This window comes from Psychrosphaera sp. HA2-10 (assembly GCF_055693745.1).
The window spans coordinates 232,764-255,246 of record NZ_CM146341.1 but is presented as its reverse complement, the minus strand read 5'-3'; the positions used below and the strand labels follow the sequence as shown (position 1 = coordinate 255,246).

At 41.0% G+C, this 22,483-nt stretch carries 20 protein-coding genes; 10 read left to right on the top strand and 10 right to left on the bottom strand.

From position 1 onward, the window contains the following. Nucleotides 1-77 precede the first annotated feature (77 nt). From ACZ1GV_RS01315 to ACZ1GV_RS01290, 6 genes are all read right to left on the bottom strand, one after another. On the bottom strand, nucleotides 78-1,136 hold the full coding sequence (locus tag ACZ1GV_RS01315) for an MJ1255/VC2487 family glycosyltransferase (RefSeq protein WP_472674909.1): 1,059 nt from the start codon (nucleotides 1,134-1,136) through the stop codon (nucleotides 78-80). Between the two features lie 13 nt (nucleotides 1,137-1,149). Further along, nucleotides 1,150-1,686, bottom strand: coding sequence for a phosphatase PAP2 family protein (locus ACZ1GV_RS01310; RefSeq protein WP_472674908.1), 537 nt, complete (start codon nucleotides 1,684-1,686; stop codon nucleotides 1,150-1,152). 126 nt (nucleotides 1,687-1,812) lie between these two features. Continuing rightward, complete coding sequence (locus tag ACZ1GV_RS01305; RefSeq protein ID WP_472674907.1) at nucleotides 1,813-2,775, bottom strand: Ppx/GppA phosphatase family protein; 963 nt, start codon at nucleotides 2,773-2,775, stop codon at nucleotides 1,813-1,815. Nucleotides 2,776-2,819: 44 nt separating this feature from the next. Then, nucleotides 2,820-3,653, bottom strand: a complete 834-nt coding sequence (locus ACZ1GV_RS01300; protein ID WP_472674906.1) for a UDP-2,3-diacylglucosamine diphosphatase — start codon at nucleotides 3,651-3,653, stop codon at nucleotides 2,820-2,822. An 8-nt stretch (nucleotides 3,654-3,661) separates the two neighbouring features. Then, nucleotides 3,662-5,374, bottom strand: coding sequence for a bifunctional ornithine lipid synthase OlsF (olsF, locus tag ACZ1GV_RS01295; protein ID WP_472674905.1), 1,713 nt, complete (start codon nucleotides 5,372-5,374; stop codon nucleotides 3,662-3,664). 356 nt (nucleotides 5,375-5,730) lie between these two features. Next, on the bottom strand, nucleotides 5,731-7,326 hold the full coding sequence (locus ACZ1GV_RS01290) for an isocitrate lyase (RefSeq protein ID WP_472674904.1): 1,596 nt from the start codon (nucleotides 7,324-7,326) through the stop codon (nucleotides 5,731-5,733). 138 nt (nucleotides 7,327-7,464) lie between these two features. Between ACZ1GV_RS01290 and ACZ1GV_RS01285 the strand changes: the two genes are divergently transcribed. After that, entirely contained in the window at nucleotides 7,465-8,397 is a 933-nt protein-coding gene (locus ACZ1GV_RS01285; protein WP_210560352.1) for a LysR family transcriptional regulator, read from the top strand. 108 nt (nucleotides 8,398-8,505) lie between these two features. Next, the gene (locus tag ACZ1GV_RS01280) at nucleotides 8,506-10,737 is read left to right on the top strand and encodes a malate synthase G (protein WP_472674903.1); all 2,232 of its coding nucleotides are present in this window, start codon (nucleotides 8,506-8,508) and stop codon (nucleotides 10,735-10,737) included. Between the two features lie 81 nt (nucleotides 10,738-10,818). Here ACZ1GV_RS01280 and pepB read toward each other — a convergent pair whose 3' ends face one another. Further along, nucleotides 10,819-12,105, bottom strand: a complete 1,287-nt coding sequence (gene pepB / locus ACZ1GV_RS01275; protein WP_472674902.1) for an aminopeptidase PepB — start codon at nucleotides 12,103-12,105, stop codon at nucleotides 10,819-10,821. Between the two features lie 200 nt (nucleotides 12,106-12,305). On the opposite strand from pepB, the gene ACZ1GV_RS01270 reads away from it, so the two are divergent. The 8 genes from ACZ1GV_RS01270 to panC all read left to right on the top strand — a co-directional run bounded on the left by ACZ1GV_RS01270 (nucleotide 12,306) and on the right by panC (nucleotide 19,417). Continuing rightward, nucleotides 12,306-13,247 (top strand): DUF808 domain-containing protein, encoded by a 942-nt coding sequence (locus ACZ1GV_RS01270; protein WP_472675852.1) that lies wholly within the window; start codon nucleotides 12,306-12,308, stop codon nucleotides 13,245-13,247. Nucleotides 13,248-13,251: 4 nt separating this feature from the next. Beyond that, complete coding sequence (gene sfsA, locus ACZ1GV_RS01265; RefSeq protein ID WP_472674901.1) at nucleotides 13,252-13,995, top strand: DNA/RNA nuclease SfsA; 744 nt, start codon at nucleotides 13,252-13,254, stop codon at nucleotides 13,993-13,995. Nucleotides 13,996-14,128: 133 nt separating this feature from the next. Further along, the gene (gene dksA / locus ACZ1GV_RS01260; RefSeq protein WP_210560357.1) at nucleotides 14,129-14,569 is read left to right on the top strand and encodes an RNA polymerase-binding protein DksA; all 441 of its coding nucleotides are present in this window, start codon (nucleotides 14,129-14,131) and stop codon (nucleotides 14,567-14,569) included. Nucleotides 14,570-14,599: 30 nt separating this feature from the next. Continuing rightward, nucleotides 14,600-15,559 carry a tRNA glutamyl-Q(34) synthetase GluQRS gene (gluQRS, locus tag ACZ1GV_RS01255; RefSeq protein WP_472674900.1) on the top strand — a complete coding sequence of 320 codons (960 nt, stop codon included), beginning with the start codon at nucleotides 14,600-14,602 and terminating at the stop codon, nucleotides 15,557-15,559. 112 nt (nucleotides 15,560-15,671) lie between these two features. After that, on the top strand, nucleotides 15,672-17,240 hold the full coding sequence (gene pcnB, locus ACZ1GV_RS01250) for a polynucleotide adenylyltransferase PcnB (RefSeq protein ID WP_472674899.1): 1,569 nt from the start codon (nucleotides 15,672-15,674) through the stop codon (nucleotides 17,238-17,240). A 3-nt stretch (nucleotides 17,241-17,243) separates the two neighbouring features. After that, nucleotides 17,244-17,726, top strand: coding sequence for a 2-amino-4-hydroxy-6-hydroxymethyldihydropteridine diphosphokinase (folK, locus tag ACZ1GV_RS01245; RefSeq protein ID WP_472674898.1), 483 nt, complete (start codon nucleotides 17,244-17,246; stop codon nucleotides 17,724-17,726). Nucleotides 17,727-17,747: 21 nt separating this feature from the next. Then, nucleotides 17,748-18,542 carry a 3-methyl-2-oxobutanoate hydroxymethyltransferase gene (gene panB / locus ACZ1GV_RS01240; protein ID WP_472674897.1) on the top strand — a complete coding sequence of 265 codons (795 nt, stop codon included), beginning with the start codon at nucleotides 17,748-17,750 and terminating at the stop codon, nucleotides 18,540-18,542. Between the two features lie 11 nt (nucleotides 18,543-18,553). Then, on the top strand, nucleotides 18,554-19,417 hold the full coding sequence (gene panC / locus ACZ1GV_RS01235; RefSeq protein WP_472674896.1) for a pantoate--beta-alanine ligase: 864 nt from the start codon (nucleotides 18,554-18,556) through the stop codon (nucleotides 19,415-19,417). 27 nt (nucleotides 19,418-19,444) lie between these two features. On the opposite strand, the gene panP is transcribed toward panC, so the two are convergent. The 3 genes from panP to ACZ1GV_RS01220 all read right to left on the bottom strand — a co-directional run bounded on the left by panP (nucleotide 19,445) and on the right by ACZ1GV_RS01220 (nucleotide 22,461). Further along, nucleotides 19,445-21,097, bottom strand: a complete 1,653-nt coding sequence (gene panP, locus ACZ1GV_RS01230; protein ID WP_472674895.1) for a pyridoxal-dependent aspartate 1-decarboxylase PanP — start codon at nucleotides 21,095-21,097, stop codon at nucleotides 19,445-19,447. A gap of 96 nt (nucleotides 21,098-21,193) precedes the next feature. Beyond that, complete coding sequence (gene trmB / locus ACZ1GV_RS01225; protein ID WP_472675851.1) at nucleotides 21,194-21,880, bottom strand: tRNA (guanine(46)-N(7))-methyltransferase TrmB; 687 nt, start codon at nucleotides 21,878-21,880, stop codon at nucleotides 21,194-21,196. Next, on the bottom strand, nucleotides 21,880-22,461 hold the full coding sequence (locus tag ACZ1GV_RS01220) for a PhnA domain-containing protein (protein WP_472674894.1): 582 nt from the start codon (nucleotides 22,459-22,461) through the stop codon (nucleotides 21,880-21,882). Before ACZ1GV_RS01220 ends, trmB begins: the two co-directional genes overlap by 1 nt. Nucleotides 22,462-22,483: the final 22 nt, after the last annotated feature.

Sequence of the window (22,483 nt, the reverse complement as noted above, 5' to 3'; positions counted from 1 at the left end):
AAACTCACCACAGCACGAAGTGAGAGCATTATATGACAAGAGCCGAGTCTTAATAAGACCGAATCGTCACTTCTCTTTTATTTAGACCAAACGCTCCTGGAAAACTGAGGTAAAGATATTGATTTCCACAACTGTTGGCAAAGAATTTCAGGTTTCGTATGGTCGCCACTAATAAGCCAATCTACCACGGGCGTAGGATCGCTTGGGTAGTTAATTGCGTCATTAGCCGGTAATTGCAACCAGCGCTCTAACTCTGCTTCGTCTAAGCCTTTGATCACCGTTGCTAGCCCCAAATTTCTGAGAGTTTCTGCATTAGACTCCTGCTCGAACTGGCCTTGTAATGGCTTTAGTAGTAGCTTTTTTCCTGAACACAAAGCTTCGCTACTCAATTCAAAACCGGCATTGGCAATAACACCTTTTGATGATTCTAAATCGAATAAAAAACCTTGGCGACAAGCCACTCTATAGGTGATGTTGTTTATCTTTTGAGCTGCGCTTATGTTTGGGTGATACAATACAAACTCTTGATCTAGTTGAGTTTCCAACAATTCAACGACCTCAGAAAGCTCTTCAAATGGCATGTATACCAAAACATTGTCGGACTCAGACTTATTAACGACCTCACGCTCAATAAAGGGTGGCATAATAGACTGCCCATAATGAAACCAATGAACACCAAGCGCGATATCACTAGGCGCAAAGTGTTTTAATATTTGTCGATTTAACCAGCTTAACCCTAATGAAGGAACCTGATCTTTAGTAAATACCGCTTGGTGACTAATATTAATTACTTTTTTTCCTGCACGGGTGGCAGCCCAAGCAGTAATCGGCTCAAAATCATTTAGTACTAAGTCGTAATCATCCACGTTAAAAGCAACAATGTCTTTGTATAATTTAACAAGAGAAGCCTGTTGGACCGTTTTTAAATAGCTAATAGAACCATGCTCTGAGACAAAACTAAGCCCCTTATAAGCACGATAATTACCAAACACGCCCATATCAAAATATTGCTGCGCTGGTCTTCCAGAAAAAACGTAATCCACCTTTATCCCTTTTTTAGCTAACGCTTTTGCCATCACTCTTGCCCGAGTAATATGTCCATTTCCTGTACCTTGTACGCCATATAAAATCTTCATGGTTCTATTCCTTCTACAAAAGCAGAAATGCGTCTATCGCTATCTCGGCACAAGCTATGCCTAGCAAGGCTCCAATAACGGTATCACTGGGAAAATGCACGCCTAATAGAACCCGTGATAATGCAATACCGGTGGCCCACGTGTAGGCCAACATGGATAATTCGGGATAATAAAACGACACGATAGTTGCAAAAAGAAATGCGGCTCCACTGTGACCGGACGGCATACTAAATTTGTCTGATGGCGCAATATGCGATTGATAAGACGCTAGTTTGTCAAAAGGACGATGACGTTTAACTATATTTTTAAGTATTAAATAAACCGGCAATTCAATAGCAAACGCCAACAAAGCGGTTTTAAAAAAACGAGTGTCATATTCTTGATGCAGCATCACCGTTGCTATAGAGATAACAAGGTATAAATAGCCATCGCCTGACTTAGAAAGCCATTTACTTAATTTTATAATTGATGATTTGGAGTTTCGATTTAATTGATAAAAAAGCTGAGTGTCTAACTGTTGTAGCTTATTGTCTTTTATTAGTCCGGACATAATTACCTCACCTAATCGTGATATGCATCTTCTGCATATTTTGAGATTAGATGAGCTATGTTGCGTATATGTTACCTTTCGAAGACAAGTTAGTTAAATTTGCACCCTATACATCAAACTGCGGAGCTATTGAGTCATTGTATCCAGGATGTTAAACATTACGCCTTCTCGAAGTGCCGCGGAAACCACATTAAGTTCTTTAATTTCTAACACTTGAAAGGCTGCGATCATGATAGATAAACCAGCAGCAAAAACATGTTTTCTGCATTCGTTCACTTCACCAATTGTTAGCCTATCGCTATCTTTAGTATGGATACATAACGCTTTTAAAATATATAAGTCGTCTAACGTCAAAGATTGCTTAAATAAGCTCAGTCCACTTTGTTGTGCAATCACACTAACCAGACTTTCTACAGAGCCTGAAGTGCCTAAACATTTATCCCAACCTAACGCTTTAAAAGCAGCTTGAACTTGTTGTAAATTATTTGAGGCTGCTGATATGGCGTTATCAAAAGCGAGGTCTGTCATCTGTCCGTCTGCAAAGAATCGGTTGGTATAGCTAACACAACCCATATCTAAGCTGGTCGCTATCTCGGGCTCTTTATGTTGGCCAATAACAAACTCTGTGCTGCCACCACCAATATCAATAATTAATGTTGGTTTATCTAGCGAATACGTTTGTGCTACACCGTTAAAAATCAGCTTAGCCTCATCTTCACCTGACAATATTTCAATTGGGTAACTACAGATGCTTTTCGCGCGCTGAATAAAAACATCGACGTTGATAGCATTTCTTAGTGTGTAGGTGCCGACAACCTTAACTGAGTCTGGCTTGTAGGTTTGAATGCGTTGTTCAATTTTTTCTAGTGCTTCCAATCCGCGTAATATTGCCGCTTCTGATAGCACCATCTGGTCTGAAAGGCCGTCTGCAAGACGAACTTTCTGTTTTAATTTATATAAGATCTTCACTGAGTTGTTACTCATTTCGCCCACGACAAAGTGAAAGCTATTTGAGCCTATATCCAGTACTGCGATTTTGGTGGTATCACTAAATGCTAAATCGCCAGATCCCGGTTGGGAATTTGTCATCTAAAATGTTGTCCAATAAAAGTATTTTTACCGTTTTATGACAGTTAAGATACCCATTTCCGGTCAACTTGTCGATTTTTGTTGTTCTGTTGCGGTTTGCTCCAATTTACTTGGCCTAAAACTTCAATGTTATCAATAGCATCATTCCATTGAAGCAACTTCAGATCTCCTTGTTCTGTTTCAACTAAAAGGGTGCAGTTCTCAACCCAATCACCATCATTACAATACATAATGCCGTTTTCTAAGCATATTTGTGGATGATGTATATGACCACAAACCACACCATCAACTTGCTGTTTTATAGCCTCATTTAAAGCGGCTAATTTATATCTTTCAATTGCCTCATTTGCTTTTTTCACTCTTGATTTTAAATACGATGCTAACGACCAGTATGGCAAGCCGATGGCTTTTCTAGCTTTATGTAGTTGTCGATTTAAAAACAGTAATAAATCATAAAGTACATCGCCGAGTTTAGCGTGAAAACGACCAAAGCAGACTTGTTGATCAAACTTATCGCCGTGTAATAAAAGTAACTTTTTACCAGTAACGGTTTCATGAATGTACTCTTTATAAATTTGCATACCGGAAAAATTAAAAGACTGATAAGTTCTTATAACATCATCGTGATTACCTGGGATATAAATCACCTCAACACCTTGCTGCGATAATGTCAGTAACCTATTAAACACTTTGTTATGAGCTTCGGGCCAATACAGCCGGCGATTTAACGCCCAGAAGTCAACAATATCACCGACCAGAAAGATTTTTTTGGCGGTACAACTATCCAACAATGACAGTAAAAAGTCTGCTTTACAGTCTTTGCATCCTAAATGAATGTCCGATAGCCACATGCTTTCATAATGATGTTGAGAAGTCATAATTTGCCTTAAAACTTTAAATAACGGCTGCGTTTCGCAGGCTTCATTTGGTTAATATCGATAAACACAAACCCATCTATACAGTCCGCAAAGTCAGGATCTATGTTAAAGCCTAAAAATTGGGCCCCGTTGTCATCACAAAGTTCGGTATATTGTTTAAACAAGGTTGGAATTGTTTGTTGCTTGGATTTCATGAATGCTTTTAACGCGACAAAGTCAGTCCCAACATCAAGGCCTTCATAATGAAGCCCAACGCTGTCACTTAACTGATATGGATTTTTAGGTTGCACCCATTGTAACGAGCTACCAAAATGCGTTTTATAAAATCGTATTAAACTCGCTTTACAGTCGCTAGGTAATTCATTACTAATCGTGACTGGACCCACAAGATACTGGATGTCACGGTTATTTTTTAAATAGGCCCCAACACCTTGCCACAAATAATCTAGACTGCGTTTGCCCCAATACTTAGGCTGAATAAAGCTTCTACCTAGTTCTAGAGTTTTTAAACGCACAGACTCAGGCATCTCCGCGATGTTAAACAGGGTTTGGCTATACAAGCCAATATCGCTATGGTGAGTAAACACTTTTTTCATAGATACCATTCGATAGGCACCAACAATTTCCAGTTGATTGTCATCCCACAAAATAACGTGGTCGTAAAACCAGTCGTAATTGTCAAAATCTCGAATTTTACCGGTACCTTCACCCACGGCACGAAAGGTAAACTCGCGTAATCGCCCCAGCTCTCTCATTACCGACGATGAGTCGGTGTGTTTAGGCTGAAAACAATAAATTTGTTTGCCGTCTGTCGTTTCACCTAGTCGCTGACTTTGTTTCAACTCTTCACGAACGGCACTGGGCATTTCTGGATGCGCGATACTTTCCAGCCGAGAACTAAACTCTGGCACTGAACGACGTTTATTAAGCGCATAAACGTGTTTTTTGAATAGTTTAATTAATCGCTTATTATCGATAGGGATATTATTGTAAGTACTTGGTTTTATAACCGCGCCAATTCTAAGCCTTAGTTCTTGATCATGTTGTTTAAACATTTCGTGAACTAACCAGATGGTGCTAAGAGGTTTAGCCAACATCGATAAACCATAAAAAAACGCCGAGTTTTTGCCGTCAACATGTATTGGTAAAATGTCAGACTGTGTTTTTTGTGCGAACTTTAAAAAGCCGCTACGCCAATTGCCATCTTTTATGCCTGTTGCTGATAATCTTGACACTTCTCCGGCTGGAAAAATAAGCAAGGCGCCGCCATCAGTTAGGTGCTGCTCAATAGCCGCCATGTTTTCTTTTGCATTTCGACCACCCATATTATTAACAGGCAATAGCATAGGTCTTAGAGGTTCAATGGCCCAAAGTAACTCATTAGCGACCACTTTTACGTCTTTGCGAACTTTGCTCAATAACTTAAGCAATACCAAGCCATCTAAACTGCCTATCGGGTGATTGGCTATAGCCACAACTTTTCCTGATGTAGGGATATTTCGGATCTCTCGCTCATTGGCGCTATAGTCAAACTCAAAAAATTCTAGAGCTTGCTCAACAAAGTCGAGGCCTTTTAGATGTGGATAAGATGCTTCGAACCTTTGAAATTCGCGTTCATGAAAAATAAATCGTAAGAAGCGTAAAAACGAGTTTTTCAAAAATGGATTGCTGCGTTCAATTGCTGGGAATTGCTCTGCTACCACACTTTCAACTGAAATCATGGAACTTACCTATTTAAGTTTATGCGAACAGGAATAAACTTAAGTGAGTTTGATGACAGAAAGTTGAACAAACAATTTCAATTTGATGACAATTGCGCCAAACAATCTCCCTCAAATTTCAATCTCAACTTAAACTTCATAACAATTAAACAAACAATCTAAAATGCAATTTCAACTTCAACTATATAAGTTGCAGCGGTTTTACTAAAAACAGATAAACGCAAAAAAAAAACGCCCGTAATTGCTAACAGGCGTCTTGTAACCAAAGAAAGGATAACTTTGGAAGCTTTGAACTTACAGCTTAGTTATGGTCTTTGCAGGTTATTAACCAACAATTAACCATTAATAATCAGCTATTAACCAAACTGGTTCATTGTATTGTCTTTACCGCCAGCTTTAAGCGCCGCTTCACCAGCAAAGTATTCTTTGTGATCATCGCCCATGTCAGATCCAGCCATGTTTTGGTGTTTAACACACGCAATACCTTGGCGAATTTCTTTACGTTGAACACCTGCTACATAACCTAACATGCCCGCATCACCAAAGTACTCTTTCGCTAAGTTGTCTGTAGACAATGCCGCTGTATGGTAAGTTGGAAGCGTAATCAAGTGGTGGAAGATACCCGCTTGTTGCGCCGAGTCAGCTTGGAACGTACGAATACGTGCATCAGCTTCAAGTGCTAATTCTGTAGCATCATACTCTTCGCTCATAAGCTTAGCGCGGTCGTAAGACGCTAAGTCTTTACCTTCTTCTAACCATGCATCAAATACTTGCTGTCGGAAGTTAAGAGTCCAGTTGAAGCTCGGGCTGTTGTTATAAACCAGTTTCGCATTTGGAACTACTTCACGAATACGGTCAACCATACCGCCGATTTGTCCAATGTGTGGTTTTTCCGTTTCAATCCAAAGTAAGTCTGCACCGTTTTGCAATGATGTAATACAGTCTAGAACACAGCGATCTTCACCTGTACCAGCGCGGAACTGGAATAAGTTTGAAGGTAGGCGCTTAGGACGTAATAATTTGCCTTCACGGTTTAAGACTAGGTCACCGTTGTTTAGATCTTGTGGTGCCACTTCTTCGCAATCTAAGAAGCTGTTGTATTGGTCACCTAAATCTCCAGGCTCACGAGTTACCGCAATTTGTTTTGTTAGGCCAGCACCTAATGAGTCAGTACGAGCAACAATAACACCGTCATCAATCCCTAGTTCAAGGAAAGCATAACGAACAGCACGAATTTTTGCTAAGAAGTCTTCGTGAGGAACCGTTACTTTACCGTCTTGGTGACCACATTGTTTTTCATCAGATACTTGGTTTTCAATTTGAATAGCACAGGCACCCGCTTCAATCATTTGTTTAGCCATCAAGTACGTTGCTTCTGCGTTACCAAAACCAGCATCAATGTCAGCAATAATTGGAACAACGTGTGTTTGGTGGTTGTCTATTTCGTTTTGTACTTTTTGTGCTAGTACGTCATCGCCCGCTTCACGAGCATCGTCTAGTTGACGGAATAAACCGCCTAGCTCACGCGCATCAGCTTGACGTAGGAAGGTATAAAGCTCAGCAATTAATGATGCTACAGATGTTTTTTCGTGCATTGACTGGTCAGGTAGTGGGCCAAACTCAGAGCGAAGTGCCGCAACCATCCAACCTGATAAGTACAAGTATTTTTTCTCTGTTGTTTGGAAGTGCTTTTTGATAGAAATCATTTTTTGTTGGCCAATAAAACCATGCCAGCAACCTAAAGACTGAGTGTACTGAGAAGAGTCACGGTCGTAATCGGCCATGTCTTTGCGCATGATATCAGCGGTGTATTTAGCAATGTCCAAGCCCGTTTTAAATTTGTTTTGCGCTCGCATTCTTGCTGCATACTCTGGCTCAATCGCAGCCCAGCTTTCACCGTGACGCGCTTTAATTGCTTTTAATAGTTCTATTTCGTTAGTATATGCAGACATATGCACTTCCTCTATTCACATCATTTATTATTAGTTGGAGAGACTAATTTGTATCTCCATGAATTTTTCTGCTGACAACTCTATGTCATTCGACTAGGATTCATGAAATAAATAATTTCCATACATGGAATTCACCAAATGAATATTAGTAAGATCGATCTCAATCTTTTGGTATACCTAGATGTATTATTACGAGAAAAAAATGTAACTAGGGCTGCCGATAAGCTATCAATTACACAACCCGCAATGAGCAATGGCCTAAAAAGGCTTCGAGAATTATTCTCAGACCCAATACTAATAAGAACCTCAGAGGGTATGGTGCCAACCGCAAGAGCGCTTGAGCTACAGCCAACAATACGTAATATTCTTTCAAAACTGGAAGAAACCCTTCAAAAAGAAAAGAATTTTGATCCGTTAGAATCCAACAGAACCTTCAGAATCATGGCAAGTGACTATGCAGAAACGACTTTGTTGGCACGAGTCATAGGCAGACTACGCAGCCGCGCACCCGGTGTAACACTTGATATTGTCACGCCTTCAGACGTCAGTTTTCATGATGTAGAGTTAGGTAAAGTCGATATGGCCATTAACCGGTTTGATGACCTTCCTTTATCATTTCACCAAAAAGTCATTTGGTACGACACCTTTTCGTGCATGGTCAGTGCAAAGCACCCTTGTCTTCCCAATTTAGACTTAGATACATATTTAAAGCATAAACACGTATGGGTAAGTAAAACGGGCTTTGGCGTTGGTGTTGGTATTGATCCTACAGAAGTACAAAAGCTTGGTTGGGTAGACAATGAGCTATCAAAGTTTGGTAAAAAACGAGATATCAGCGTGTTCACTCGTCATTACCATATGGCGATGTGGCTAGCTAAAGAACAAGGTCTCATTGCTACACTACCCACTAAGGCTGCCGAACTCTACGCTGACAACCCTGATACAGTTGTAGTTGAACCTCCATTTGACATACCACCTATCGCGCTAAAAATGGCTTGGTCTCCGCTACTTCACCATGATACTGGTCATATTTGGTTGCGCAGATTAATTGTTGATGTCGGCGCTGAGTAGTACTATTCACAATAGTTATGATGAACATATAAATACAAAGGTATTTTTATATAAGGGTTCGGATCTAGAATTACCGCGCTAACTTTTTTAAACAAATGCGAGTCAGTTATGCCAAACACATTGCGTAAAGAATTGAACAATAAAGACGTACAGATTAATCAGCTTAAAATAGATGCTGGTTTTTACGATTTTGTAAACTCATCTGTATTACCACAAATCCAGTTACCGCAAGAAGTATTTTGGCGTAAAGTAGAAAGTATTTTTGAAACATATATTCCTGTTAATAAAGCCTTGTTGCAAAAACGCAGCGAATTGCAACGCCAAATAGATGAATATCACGTCGAAGGTCGCTCCACAGACTTAAAAGAATACAAGGCATTTTTAAAAGATATTAATTACCTTGTTGAGCCACCAGCACCATTTAACATCGAGTCTACAAACGTCGATGATGAAATTGCGACAATGGCAGGCCCTCAGCTAGTTGTTCCTGTAATGAACGCCCGATATGCGCTTAATGCAGTAAATGCTCGCTGGGGCAGTTTATACGATGCACTTTATGGTACCGACGTTATAAGTGAAGAAAATGGAGCTGAAAAAGGTAAAACCTATAATCCAGTTCGCGGCAATTTAGTTATTGCTTACGCACGTCAGTTTCTAAATGAAAACTCGCCAATTGATGGCTGTTGGACTGAAGTTAAGTCTTTTAAAGTAGAAGGTGAGCAATTGGTCATCGTTCTATCTAACGGTAATACAACTTCTTTATTGGATAGCCAACAGTTTATTGGTTTTCAAGGTAAATCCGATAGCCCTACTGGCCTAATCCTTAAACACAACAATCTTCATTTTATTGTTCAGATAGATGCAAACCACCCTGTTGGTAAAACCGATAACGCCTTTATTAAAGACGTATTAATGGAGTCGGCATTAACAACAATTATGGATTGTGAAGACTCAGTTGCAGCCGTTGATGCCGAAGACAAAATTGCGGTATATAAAAACTGGCTAGGTTTAATGCAAGGCGATCTTTCTGAACAAATCAATAAAAACGGCAAAGTGTTTGAACGCAAAATGAATGCGGATGTCGACTTTATAAGCAAAGATGGTTTTGCACAGACATTACCAGGACGAGCACTTATGTTTGTTCGTAATGTTGGCCACCTAATGACAAACCCAGTGATGCAATTTGCTGGTGAAGATGTTCCTGAAGGCATTTTGGACGGCATTATTACCGCTGCCATAGGCAAAATTGATGTTAACAAACAGCCAACTGCCGATATTAAAAATAGCCAACAAGGTTCAATTTACATCGTAAAACCTAAAATGCATGGCCCGGAAGAAGTGGCCTTTACTCAAAATTTATTTGATGCCATTGAAGATGCGCTAGGTTTAACCAGATACACCCTAAAAATGGGCATAATGGACGAAGAACGACGCACTTCTGTTAATTTAAGAGCCTGTATCAAAGAAGCAAAAGAGCGTGTTGTATTTATCAATACTGGCTTTTTAGACCGAACAGGCGATGAAATTCATACCAGCATGTTAGCGGGTCCATTTAAACCCAAAGCAATTTTAAAAACCATGCCGTGGATAAGTGCGTACGAAGAGTCAAATGTAGCCAGTGGCTTAAATAGTGGTTTCTTAGGTAAAGCACAAATTGGTAAAGGCATGTGGCCAATTCCGGATAACATGGCGGACATGATGGAAGCTAAAATTGGCCATCCAAAGGCCGGCGCCAATACCGCTTGGGTTCCATCTCCAACAGCGGCGACTTTACACGCACTTCATTACCATCAAGTTTTTGTACCTAGCATCCAAGATAGTTTAGTTACACAAACTTCGGACGACAAAGTGCTTGCTGAAGAACAACAGCGTTTAGAACACATTCTAGAAATACCATTACTTAGTAAAGATGAGCCGTTAACTCCAGGAAAAGTAAACCATGAACTGGATAACAATGCCCAGGGTATATTAGGTTATGTGGTTCGCTGGGTTGATGCTGGTATTGGTTGTTCAAAAGTGCCTGACATTAACAATGTAGGTTTGATGGAAGACAGAGCAACGTGTCGTATTTCATCTCAGCATATGGCGAACTGGTTGACACACGGCTTATGTAGCGAACAACGTATCGTTGTTGTTATGAAGAAGATGGCTGCTGTGGTTGATCAGCAAAACCAAGATGTTGAAGGTTATGAACCAATGGGGCCAGATTTTGACAACTCCATTGCTTTTAATGCCGCACTTGATTTGGTGATTAAAGGGAAAAACCAGCCAAGTGGTTATACAGAACCACTATTGCACGCTGCACGACTTGCGAAAAAGGCGTCTTTAAGAGCAAACTAATTGTTCGTTAACACAGCCCCCAATGGGAAGGCCGATATCGAAGTTTGATGAACGGTATCGGCCTTTTTATTTCATTCGCTATTATTCAGATATTAATTTTGCAATGGTTCTTACACCCATTGCCGTAGCGCCAGCTGCGTATTTACCCGTTGAATTGTTGTTAAACGCGCCGGCCAAATCCATATGAAGCCAATTGCTGCCTTCTTCATTCACAAATCTAGACAGAAAACCTGCGGCATTTGAAGCGCCACCCATACCGCCACCCTTCTGCGGACGACTATTGGCAGTATCAGCATAAGCCGATGGACAATTGTTGCGGTGGAACTTAGCAAGCGGTAATCGCCAAGCGCCTTCAAATTCCGCAGCAGCAGCTGCTAAACCACGGTTTGCCATCGAGTCATCAAGAGCAAACATGGCATTGTAATCGCCACCAACAGCCATCATCGCTGCACCTGTCAGTGTTGCCGCATCAATAATATTTTTCGCGCCCAATTCATTGGCATGTAATAAACCGTCGGCTAAAACCAAACGGCCTTCCGCATCGGTATTTACCACTTCGACTGTTAAACCGTTTTTGTAAGTAATAACATCACCTAAACGGTAAGCATTGCCCGCAATCATATTTTCGGCACAACATAAAATTAAACGAACACGCTTATTTAATCCACGTAAAATTGCCAATCCTAAGGCGCCTGTTACGGTAGCTGCACCGCCCATATCGCACTTCATCGTTAGCATGCCTTCCGATGACTTAATAGAATAACCTCCACTATCAAACGTGATGCCTTTACCAACTAGAGCATATTCTATTGGCGCAGACTCATCGCCCGTTGGGTTATAATCTAAGCTCAATAAAACTGGTGGATGAATACTGGCGCGACCTACCGAATGAATGCCTATCCACCCAGCTTCTTGTAAATCATCGCCGATGACCAAAGAGTGAGTAACCGCATCACCGGCTAATTCTTTGATAAACTTTACCGCTTGATTCGCTAATTCTAGCGGGTACATGTCAGCTGGCGGCAGGTTAGTCATTTCACGAGTCCAATCAAAAGTCTTTTTGCGCGCATCTAGTTCTTTTGTATCTTGTGCTAACCATGCCACTGACTGACCACCTTTTGCCGTCACTAATCCCTGGTATAACGACCACTGTTGCTCAATATCCCAGGCTCCTTCGATTGCGAGCTGGTTTACTCCCATACCTTGAATTTTTCGAGCTGTACTTTGAATAACACTCAGAGAGTCTTGTAGAGATAGGTCGCCGATGTGGATTGTAAAGCCATCTGGCGCCACACTTAATTGATTATCTTCGCCCCAAGCTTGAGGTGCGGGTGTCGTAGAAAGTTTTATACTGAGTAATTTTGTCATAACGCCTATCTCTTTGTTTAAAGTCTATATCCATCATAGAGAACTAAATCTCTTTCGTCAGTTCAATATGGGACTTAATTTTGAACAAACAAGTAAAATCCGCCTGATGTTCAATCATTTAATTCTTATCTAGCAACTCAATCAATAATCTTTAATAATGAGTTTACATGGATAAAAATAATAACTTTTTGGAGTTTGATATGCCTTCTGCTAGCTTTTTTGCGTTATTTGACGATATTGCGCTATTACTCGATGACGTAGCGGCTATGTCAAAAGTCGCTGCTAAAAAAACCGCAGGTGTGTTAGGCGATGATCTCGCGGTAAATGCTGAACAAGTAAGCGGCGTAAAAGCCAATAGAGAACTTCCCGTTGTTTGGGCCGTCGCCAAAGGAAGTATGCTTAACAAAACCATATTAGTGCCCGCAGCATTACTCATTAGTGCGTTTTTGCCTTGGTTAATTATTCCGTTATTGGTTTTAGGTGGTTTATTTTTATGTTTTGAGGGCGCTGAAAAAATTATTGAGACCTTTCAGACTAAAACCGATGACAAACAAAAACACCACAATGAGCTACTACAAAAAGTAAAGCAAAGCCCAGAAGAACTGTTAAATTTTGAGAAAAACAAAATAAAAGGCGCAATCCGCACCGACTTTGTATTATCAGCAGAAATTATCATCATTGCACTAGGCAGCTTTGCTGGAGCAACTATGACCAACCAAATTGTTGCGTTATCCTTTATTGCTTTTGTTATGACCGTCGGTGTGTATGGCCTTGTAGCGGTAATTGTGCGTTTAGATGATGTGGGGCTGCATTGGCAACAATTGAAAGGCGACACATTGGCAATAAAAGTCTTGCAGCTTTTAGGTTCGGGTTTACTTTCCTTTGCTCCAAAGTTAATGAAAAGTTTGAGTGTCATTGGATTAATCGCGATGTTTTTAGTTGGTGGAGGAATGTTGACGCATAACATTGGCGCTGTGCACCACGTCTCAGAGTTGGTGTTGAACTACCTTGGAACTGATTTGGCATTGCCTTCTTTAATAACTTCTATTGCTAGCGTATTACTTGATGGTCTCTATGGCGTTGTGGCTGGTTTAGTTGTCGCCGGCTTGATACACATATTACCTTTTGGCCATAAGTCTTAAGCTAATGTTCGAACAAACACTACAACATGCAACGTTGTTAAAGCGGTATAAACGCTTTTTAGTGGATGTGGAGCAGCTGGATGCCAATAAACACAGCCATGTTTTTACTATTTATTGCGCCAATACCGGCGCAATGACAGGCTGTGCTGACCCTGGCTTTAGCGCTTATTTTAGTGAAAGTAATAACCCCAAACGGAAATACAGATATTCTTTGGAAAAGACAGTTAATCAATTTGGACATTTCATAGGCGTTAATACCTTATTGGCCAATACCCTTGTTAAAGAAGCCATTGAAAATGGCAAAATCCCTGAATTAGCTGATTACGCTCGCCTGCAAACCGAAGTAAAATATGGCAATGAAAATAGCCGAATAGATATTTTATTATCGGACGAAGACGAATCCACATCCACACACTCAAAACCGCCTTGTTATGTAGAAGTAAAATCCACCACGTTGTTACTCGATGAGAAAACAGGATTGGGCGCCTTTCCAGATGCGAAAACAACACGAGGACAGAAACATGTCCGTGAATTGATAGAAATGGTTGAGCAAGGGTATCGAGCTGTTTTAGTCTTTTTAGTTCAACACACTGGGATTAAAAAAGTGACCGTTGCACGCCATATAGATCCTGCTTACGGGAAATTAATTGACGATGCGGTGAACAAAGGGGTAGAAATTTTAGTATTGCATACCCATATAGACGCGCAACAAACATATGTAACTCACTCAAGCCAATTTGAACATTAATCTAGCTTTTAGTTGCGAAACAGTGTTATTTTTGCTATATGTAGCCGCCGTTTTTTGGCATTAGACACTGGTTGCTAATACAAAAATAATAAATTGTGCGCTAACCGGTTGAATTTTAGGAGAAAAGCAACGCATGGCAGAAAAAAAATCATTGGGATTACTAGCCTCAGCAGGCGTTGAGCCGTACCAAGAAAAACCAAACGAAGAATATATGAGCGATGAACAGCTTGTACATTTTCGTAAGATTTTGGAAGCATGGCGTAACCAATTGCGTGAAGAAGTTGATCGCACTAAGAACCATATGCAAGATGAAGCAGCAAACTTCCCAGATCCGGTTGACCGCGCATCTCAAGAAGAAGAATTTGCGCTTGAATTACGTACGCGTGACCGTGAACGTAAATTAATCAAGAAAATTGAAAAGACACTTGGTCTAATTGACAGTGATGATTTTGGTTTTTGTAAGACTTGTGGCATTGAAATCGGCATTCGTCGTCTTGAAGCCCGTCCTACAGCTGACCAATGTATCGACTGCAAAACCTTGTCTGAAATTAAAGAAAAACAATTGGGTGGTTAAGGCTTAGCCTTAACCCTCTTTTTCCCTTTCGTGACACCATCCCCGTTTTTAAATCAGATTCAATTTAACAAGTCTAATACTCAGGTTAGAGGACGATTCGCTCCCTCGCCGAGTGGTCCATTACATTTTGGTTCCTTGTATGCTGCGCTAGGTAGTTACCTGCATGCTAAAGCAAACAAAGGTTTGTGGTTTGTTCGCATTGAAGATATTGACACAACTCGAGTTCAGGCTAACGCACGGCAACAAATTTTAGATGCATTATTCGCATTTGGAATGGAATGGGATATTGATACACAAACGCAATCCCAGCTTCAACAAAGCGACCATGGTTGTCTTACACAAACTCAAAGGCTAACACGCTATCAACAATGTTTTGATTATTTAGCTGATAAATCAATGCTATATGGTTGTGAATGTACCCGCAAAGAAATAAAAGCGTCTGGCTCTAGTTACGCTGGCCAATGTCGACACAAACAGTTAACGCTCAACGATCACCCAGTCCGAATTAAACAATTAAGTCCGGTACTTAGTTTTTATGATTTACATTTTGGCCATCAAATAGCGCCAGAATCATTGAGTAAAGAAGACTACTTGATCAAACGCCGAGATGGCCTTTTTAGCTATCAATTAGCGGTTGTTGTTGATGACATAGATCAAGGTATTACGCATGTGGTGCGCGGTTCAGACATCATGCCACTGACGGCAAGGCAACTATCGCTATATCACGAGTTTGAAGTAACCGCGCCGCAATTTTTTCATCTACCCGTAATTTCAACAGCTGTAGGTCAAAAACTAAGTAAACAAAATCACGCGCCAGCAATCAATATTAACAACCCTCGTCCAGAGCTTTTAAAAGCGTTGCAGTTACTTGGCCTACCTGTTAAAAATGAGCCTCAATTGACATTTTTAAGCTGTGCAAAAATACTTGATTGGGCGATAGAACACGTCGATTTTAAGCGCCTTCCAACATCACAAGAAATAATCATTTAAGCTAATTACTCATTTATTTTTTATTTTGCTCATATTGCTGTAAAATGCGCCGCTAACACGCAAACGCAGGAGCGATTTGTGGTAATTGGATTTAATGTAGGTAAATAAATACGTGGTTTTTAAAAAAGTAATTTCATGGTTTGGCAAAGATTCAAGCGCAAGTAAAAAAGAAGCGACTAAAGAGCCTCGCAAAGAATTCGAAGGTAAACGTCGTGAGCCAGCCAAACATTCATCCAGCAAGCCTCGTCCAAAGAAGCCTCAAGCTCCGTTTCTTGATAACAACGCGACGTTAATTCCACGTGAATCACACCCTATTTCTCGTAAAGACATCAGCCCAAATGCCCTAAAGGTGCTTTATCGTTTAAAAGATAATGGTTACGAAGCGTATTTGGTTGGTGGTTGTATCCGCGATATTTTATTAGGCCTACAGCCAAAAGATTTTGACGTTGTTACCAATGCAACACCTGAACAAGTAAAAGCAAGCTTTAGTAATTGTCGTTTGATTGGCCGCCGCTTTCGTTTAGCGCACATTATGTTTGGCCGAGAGATAATCGAAGTAGCGACCATGCGTGGTCACCACGACACACCTGATGATGACGGTGTTACAAAAGCCAATGATGAAGTCACGCAAGCGAAAAAGGTCTCTCGTCAAAGTGACGAAGGTCAGTTGCTACGTGACAATGTGTATGGAACGATTGATGAAGATGCCGAGCGCCGAGACTTTACTATCAACGCGTTATATTACGATATTCGGAATTTCTCGATATTAGACTTTGCCAACGGCATGGCCGATATTGAAAAAGGCGTTGTCGATCTAATTGGAGATCCAGAAACGCGCTATCGTGAAGATCCTGTTCGAATGTTACGTGCAATTCGTTTTTCAACTAAATTAAGAATGAAAATCGCTGATCGCACTAAGCAACCAATTTATGAGTTAAACCATTTACTTATTAATATTCCACCAGCGCGCTTATTTGACGAAGCATTAAAACTATTTTTAGCGGGCAAAGCTGTTGATAACGTAGCTGCGCTTCGTGAATTTGGTATATTCCGCTACTTTTTCCCGGTTGCAGAGCAAGTACTAACTGGTAATCCTCTTGATAAAGAAGAACGCTTATTGGCAACTATGCTAGCCAATACAGATGCACGCATTAATGCAGAGAAAAGTATTTCTCCAGCCTTCGTATTGGCTGCATTGTTTTGGTATCCGCTTGAAGCCCACGCCAGTGAATTAGAGCTAGAAAGTGGCTTGTCTCCATATGATGCATTCCAACTTGCCATGAATGACATTTTACAACGCGCTGTTCAAACCGTTGCAATACCAAAACGTTTTACCGCTACGATGCGCGATATATGGAGCTCACAGCACAGGTTATTGAAGATGCAAGGTAAACGCCCAATGCAAATGGTTGAAAACCCTCGCTTCCGAGCTGCTTATGACTTTTTACTATTAAGAGCTGAAGCCGAAGGTGGTGAGCTTCATGACATAGCGCAGTTCTGGACCGATTATCAGCAAACGGATGAAGCTAAACGCGCCATCGCGAAGTCGATAAAAGCGCGAGCCAGTAATACTGCTCCTTATGGCGACAAAAACGTACCCACTGACGATAAAAGCGGTGTAAAAGCTAAGTCAAAACGCAGTAAGTATCGAGGCAGCCGTCGCCGTAAAAAAGAGCAATAATCAATGTCTGAACTTGTTTATATTGGCTTAGGGGCGAATTTGAATAACCCTTACGACACAATTCGTTCTGCGATAACGGCACTTTCTACGCTTGCTGATTGTGAATTCGTGGGGCAATCAAAAATTTATGCAAGCAAGCCAATGGGCCCAGCAGACCAACCAGATTACGTAAACGCGGTTGTCGCACTAAAAACGTCACTATCTGCACACGCTCTTTTTTCACTTACCTGTCAGTTAGAACAAGCCCACGGACGCACTCGTAATGGCGAGCATTGGGGGCCGCGCACGTTAGATTTAGACATTTTGCTTTATGGTGATAACCTCATAAACGACGACCAACTGACAGTACCTCATTATGGCTTAAAAGAACGTGAGTTTGTTGTTTATCCAATGTTAGACATAGACCCACTGTTAGTTTTACCTTGTGGAACAGCACTTTCTGACATCGCAAAAACATTAGCTTTTAACGATATGAACGCAATTTAGATAATAATTCTGGATAGAAAAATGAGTAAAATCACTACCTCTAAGCTACTAAAGATGAAGCAAGACGGCGAAAAAATTGCGGCGATTACGGCCTACGATGCCAGCTTTGCAGGCTTATTTGATCAACAAGGCATTCACGTAATGCTTATTGGTGATTCTATGGGTATGGTTCTGCACGGCCAGGATAGCACGCTAAGCGTTACCAACGAGCAAATAGCCTATCACACCAAGTGTGTACGTGCGGGTACGGAAAATGCGCTTGTAATAGCGGATATGCCGTTTATGAGTTACAGCTCAGCCACTGAAGCACTAAAAAATAGTCATGCGTTAATGGCCGCAGGTGCCAACATGGTTAAAATTGAAGGTGGAGAGTGGCTGTACGACACGATTACTCAGTTGACCCAAAACGGTGTACCGGTTTGTGGCCATTTAGGCTTAACGCCACAATCTGTTAATGTTTTTGGTGGCTTTAAAATCCAAGGCCGTGATGCTGAAAAAGCCAAAGAAATGATTGAACATGCAAAAGGCTTGGAGCGTGCAGGAGCACAACTTCTGGTATTAGAATGTGTACCTGTTGATTTAGCAAATGCAATTACACAAGCTGTTAATATTCCAACGATAGGCATAGGTGCCGGTGCTGGAACCGACGGTCAAATCTTGGTAATGCATGATATTTTAGGTATTAGCTCAGGTTATATTCCAAAGTTTTCAAAAAATTATATTGAGTTAACTGGCAGTCTTCAAGAGGCTGTTCGTTTATATATTGATGAAGTCCAAAGCGGCGTATTCCCAGACGAAGCCCGCTGGTTTAAATAGAATCCTCTTATATGCAAATTATTCAATCACTAACTGAACTACGTTCGTGGCGTCAACAATGTCATAAAGACGGTAAAACCGTCGCTTTTGTGCCAACAATGGGCAACCTTCATGAAGGCCACATTGAGTTGGTAACGCAAGCGCATCAATATGCTGACTATGTTATTACGTCGATTTTTGTTAACCCAATGCAGTTTGGTAAAAACGAAGACTTAGATGCATATCCACGCACGTTTGAAGCAGATTGCGACAAATTAAAAGCAGTAAATAACCACGTAGTTTTTTATCCAAGCGTTGAAGATATGTACCCAAGTGGCCTTACAGCCCAAACGGTCGTCTCAGTGCCAAACAATGAATTTGAGTTTTGTGCCGAAGCGACACAACGTCCTGGTCATTTCGATGGTGTCGCCACTGTTGTGACAAAACTGTTTAATATGGTGCAACCGGATACCGCCTTGTTTGGGCAAAAGGACTATCAACAAGTTCGCTTAATTCAAACTATGGTAAAAGATCTCAATTTGCCGATTCAAATCGTTCCGGTTCCAACGGTTCGAGAAAAGTCAGGATTAGCCAAAAGCTCTCGAAACGGTTATTTGAATGATGATCAAAAAGCGACCGCTGCAATTATTTTTCAAGCTTTAACGGCTGTGGGAGAAACGCTACAAAATGGCGCAAGGAATATCTCAGAGATACAGACCTTTGCCATAGAAATGATTGAACTTGCGGGACTGAAGCCTGACTATCTAGAAATACGTGATGCAGCCAGTTTTGCGCCTGTGGATAATAATACCAAGGAAGCCATAATTTTGGTGGCCGCCTTTATTGGTAAAGCAAGATTAATTGATAACTTAGTGGTAAAGCTAAATAACGCTTAAACTAAAGTCGATAGATAAGTCGCTCGCTTACAGGCAAGCGACTTTTTTCATAATTGCAGGCAAACTTCTCCAACTCTCTTTCGCTATCTCTTTCTGCTCAGCCAAAATGTCCGCTAAAATTTCTTTTGTGGTTAATGGATTTGCTAATACACAGCGAAATACTGTTATTGTTTGACCATTGTGAGATTTAGGTGTCAGACGTGTACGTGATACAAAAGAACGACCTGACTCACGCTGCTTCTTCTGAATAAACTTAGTTAAGTCATTTAAAAGCTCATTGATAATTTGCTTCTGTTCCGTATCACACGTCGCCATGTAGTCTTTCACAACTTTTGGTACATAGCGGTACGTTAGCAAACAAAGTTCAGGCTCAGAAACCAATTCAAAGTCTTCTTCTTGCTTTATAAGTTCGGCAAAATATTTGGCTGTGTCGATACTTCTATCTATTAGCATCTCGTAACCACTGCGGCCCATAACTTTTAAACAAGCATAAACCAGCATAGACATGCCCGGCCGACTGCCTTCTAACGTATGTGAGCCTAAGTCTTTAGAGCCTTTACGCAGGATATATTCAGCATGATGTTCAATGACATCGGTAGAGTGTGCGTCTTTAAATAGCACCATGCCAGCGCCCATAGGCACATACATTTGTTTATGAGCATCAACCGTAATCGAGTCAGCACGCTCAATCCCTTTTAATAACGGACGTTGCGTATTCGACATCATAGTTGCACCACCCCAGGCTGCATCTACATGAAAGTGTATGCCTTCTCGTTCCGCAATATCCGCCATTTTATCCAATGGATCAATATTGCCAGTTTCAGTGGTTCCAGCAACACCGACTAAAGCTAAAATGCCTGCATTTTCAGCTTTTAACTCAGTTATACGTTGCTCTAATGCGTCGATACAAATTTTATTATTTTCATCAGTCTTTACCGAAACAATATCTTGTCGGCCAAGGCCAAGTACATCTGCGGCTTTGCCCAAAGAGTAATGACCGCGCTCTGATACCAATACAACTAGGCGTTCATAACCATAGTGGCTCATCGCTCGGAACAAACCAGCCTTTGAAACACCTTTAAAATCGCCGTCTGGCCCTAACAACGTATTTCGAGCAATCCAAAGCGCACTTATATTCGCAACGGTTCCGCCTGAGCAAAATGCGCCAAGAGAGGTATCTGCGCTGTGCATAACACTTTGATAGTAACTATCGTTTTCTGCAGTGCTTCTAGTTTCGCCATAGGCAATTCGATGCAGCATACCAATAACTTGACGTTCCAGCGGGGTAAACGCTTTCGAAGTTTCTATTTTTACGAGGTTCTGGTTTAAACCTACCATTAACTTTGACAATGGTAACAAAAAATAAGGTAAAGCAGATGTCATGTGACCTATAAAACTAGGCGATGAGGTATGAACAGATTGCGCAACCAACTTATCTAATAGTTCATCAGCTAACGCCGAAACAAACTGCGGATGTTCAGGCACCACTGAGTCTTGAAAGTCTTGTTCAATTTCAGAAAGTGGCTTTTCCACTGCAACTATATTGTCACGTAAAAAACCATCTAGATTTTGAGATACTTCCTGTTCAATCCGCGCCAGTGTTGAATCTGGTGCTTCAGGAATAGTAAAGATCCTAAACAAATTTTCTTCCGACGCTGCGGCTAAACGTTTATCTGCCATTTTAAATAATTGGTTGTCTATAAATTTTTCGGTACTTTACTGGAAGTTAACCTTAAAGTCTGTAGTTAAGCAGACAAAAAGCCTTCACGCAAAGTGCTATTGGTTAAAGCGACAGGTTAATTGAAAACTCTGTTGCCCACTCGCCCAGTACTTTCGTTCAAAAGGCGTCATTGCTTCATCGCTCTTATATTCCGCAACTTGAGGCTTAAACCCAGCTATAACAAGTGCTTCTGCAAATTCGTCGATATAAATTGACCAATTGCTTCGAACGGTTATCTGCTCAGCAATACTTGGAATACTGCTAAATACCGCTGAACCATGCCAACGTCGTTGCAAATGTTTTGCTTTAGGCCAAGGGTTTGGATACAACAAATAATGTTCTTTTACCTGCCATTCTGCTTCGGCAATTAATCGCCAAAGATCATTTAAATCGCCACGTAAAATAATAAAATTAGAAACCTGATGAACAAGGTGATGTTCAATTTTCTCAACTCTATGCTCCGACTTATCAATACCAATAACTAAAGCATTAGGGTGATTCGCCGCCAAGTGCACTGTACTTTCACCAACTCCACAGCATGAGTCTAAAATAATGTAACGACTTGAATCTTGTGCTAAAAAATCGATAACCTGCTGATTTAATTGTGCAAATGTTTCAAGCGAAAAAGGTGCATACGGCTTTTTAAACTTGTGTGTTAAGTGTTTAACAACAACTTTATTTAAATCCTCATGCACACCAGTTTGATTACTGGTGATTGAACGAGAGTTGCCTGCGTTATCCATCATACTTTTTTAACAAACTTAGTTAAGATAACGATCTTCTGTCCATTAACGCGCCCTTCTATATGTTCAGGGTTATTTGTTAATGAAATGCCGCGAACTGTAGTGCCTTGTTTTGCTGTGAAGCCACCACCTTTTACTGGTAAGTCTTTAATCAAATAAACATTATCGCCAGCAGATAGGCGGTCGCCATTAGAATCGACATGTTCTGCATCACCACCAGCGTTTCTGTGCGCCAAACCTGACTCCGCCCAAGATGCGGTTTCGTCTTCTAAATACATCATATCTAAAAGGTCTTGAGCCCAAGTTTCGCCCTGATTGGTTAATAGCTTAAGCTGTTGCCAGGCCAGTACTTGCACCGCCGGTATCTGACTCCACATACTGTCGTTTAAACAACGCCAATGTGTAACGTCTAACGTGTCGCTGGAGTTAAGTTCACCATCACACTTTTCGCATACCAACACACAATCATCGGAATTGTCGCCAGCCTTTGGCAGAACCGCATAAACGGATAAGTTTTCTGCGCTTGTGCAAAGTTCACAGGCATTGTTGCCGCGTTCTTGAAGTGTTGATTCGATAGACATTAGATACTCCATTGAGCCTTTA

Coding starts and splice junctions, on each gene's coding strand:
- ACZ1GV_RS01280 (WP_472674903.1), top strand. CDS start 8,506: ATGCCAAACACATTGCGTAAAGAATTGAACAATAAAGACGTACAGATT.
- dksA (WP_210560357.1), top strand. CDS start 14,129: ATGGCAGAAAAAAAATCATTGGGATTACTAGCCTCAGCAGGCGTTGAG.
- panP (WP_472674895.1), bottom strand. CDS start 21,097: ATGGCAGATAAACGTTTAGCCGCAGCGTCGGAAGAAAATTTGTTTAGG.
- ACZ1GV_RS01270 (WP_472675852.1), top strand. CDS start 12,306: ATGCCTTCTGCTAGCTTTTTTGCGTTATTTGACGATATTGCGCTATTA.
- ACZ1GV_RS01290 (WP_472674904.1), bottom strand. CDS start 7,326: ATGTCTGCATATACTAACGAAATAGAACTATTAAAAGCAATTAAAGCG.
- ACZ1GV_RS01305 (WP_472674907.1), bottom strand. CDS start 2,775: ATGACAAATTCCCAACCGGGATCTGGCGATTTAGCATTTAGTGATACC.
- pepB (WP_472674902.1), bottom strand. CDS start 12,105: ATGACAAAATTACTCAGTATAAAACTTTCTACGACACCCGCACCTCAA.
- sfsA (WP_472674901.1), top strand. CDS start 13,252: ATGTTCGAACAAACACTACAACATGCAACGTTGTTAAAGCGGTATAAA.
- olsF (WP_472674905.1), bottom strand. CDS start 5,374: ATGATTTCAGTTGAAAGTGTGGTAGCAGAGCAATTCCCAGCAATTGAA.
- trmB (WP_472675851.1), bottom strand. CDS start 21,880: ATGGATAACGCAGGCAACTCTCGTTCAATCACCAGTAATCAAACTGGT.
- ACZ1GV_RS01220 (WP_472674894.1), bottom strand. CDS start 22,461: ATGTCTATCGAATCAACACTTCAAGAACGCGGCAACAATGCCTGTGAA.
- ACZ1GV_RS01300 (WP_472674906.1), bottom strand. CDS start 3,653: ATGACTTCTCAACATCATTATGAAAGCATGTGGCTATCGGACATTCAT.
- ACZ1GV_RS01315 (WP_472674909.1), bottom strand. CDS start 1,136: ATGAAGATTTTATATGGCGTACAAGGTACAGGAAATGGACATATTACT.
- ACZ1GV_RS01310 (WP_472674908.1), bottom strand. CDS start 1,686: ATGTCCGGACTAATAAAAGACAATAAGCTACAACAGTTAGACACTCAG.
- panC (WP_472674896.1), top strand. CDS start 18,554: ATGCAAATTATTCAATCACTAACTGAACTACGTTCGTGGCGTCAACAA.
- panB (WP_472674897.1), top strand. CDS start 17,748: ATGAGTAAAATCACTACCTCTAAGCTACTAAAGATGAAGCAAGACGGC.
- ACZ1GV_RS01285 (WP_210560352.1), top strand. CDS start 7,465: ATGAATATTAGTAAGATCGATCTCAATCTTTTGGTATACCTAGATGTA.
- folK (WP_472674898.1), top strand. CDS start 17,244: ATGTCTGAACTTGTTTATATTGGCTTAGGGGCGAATTTGAATAACCCT.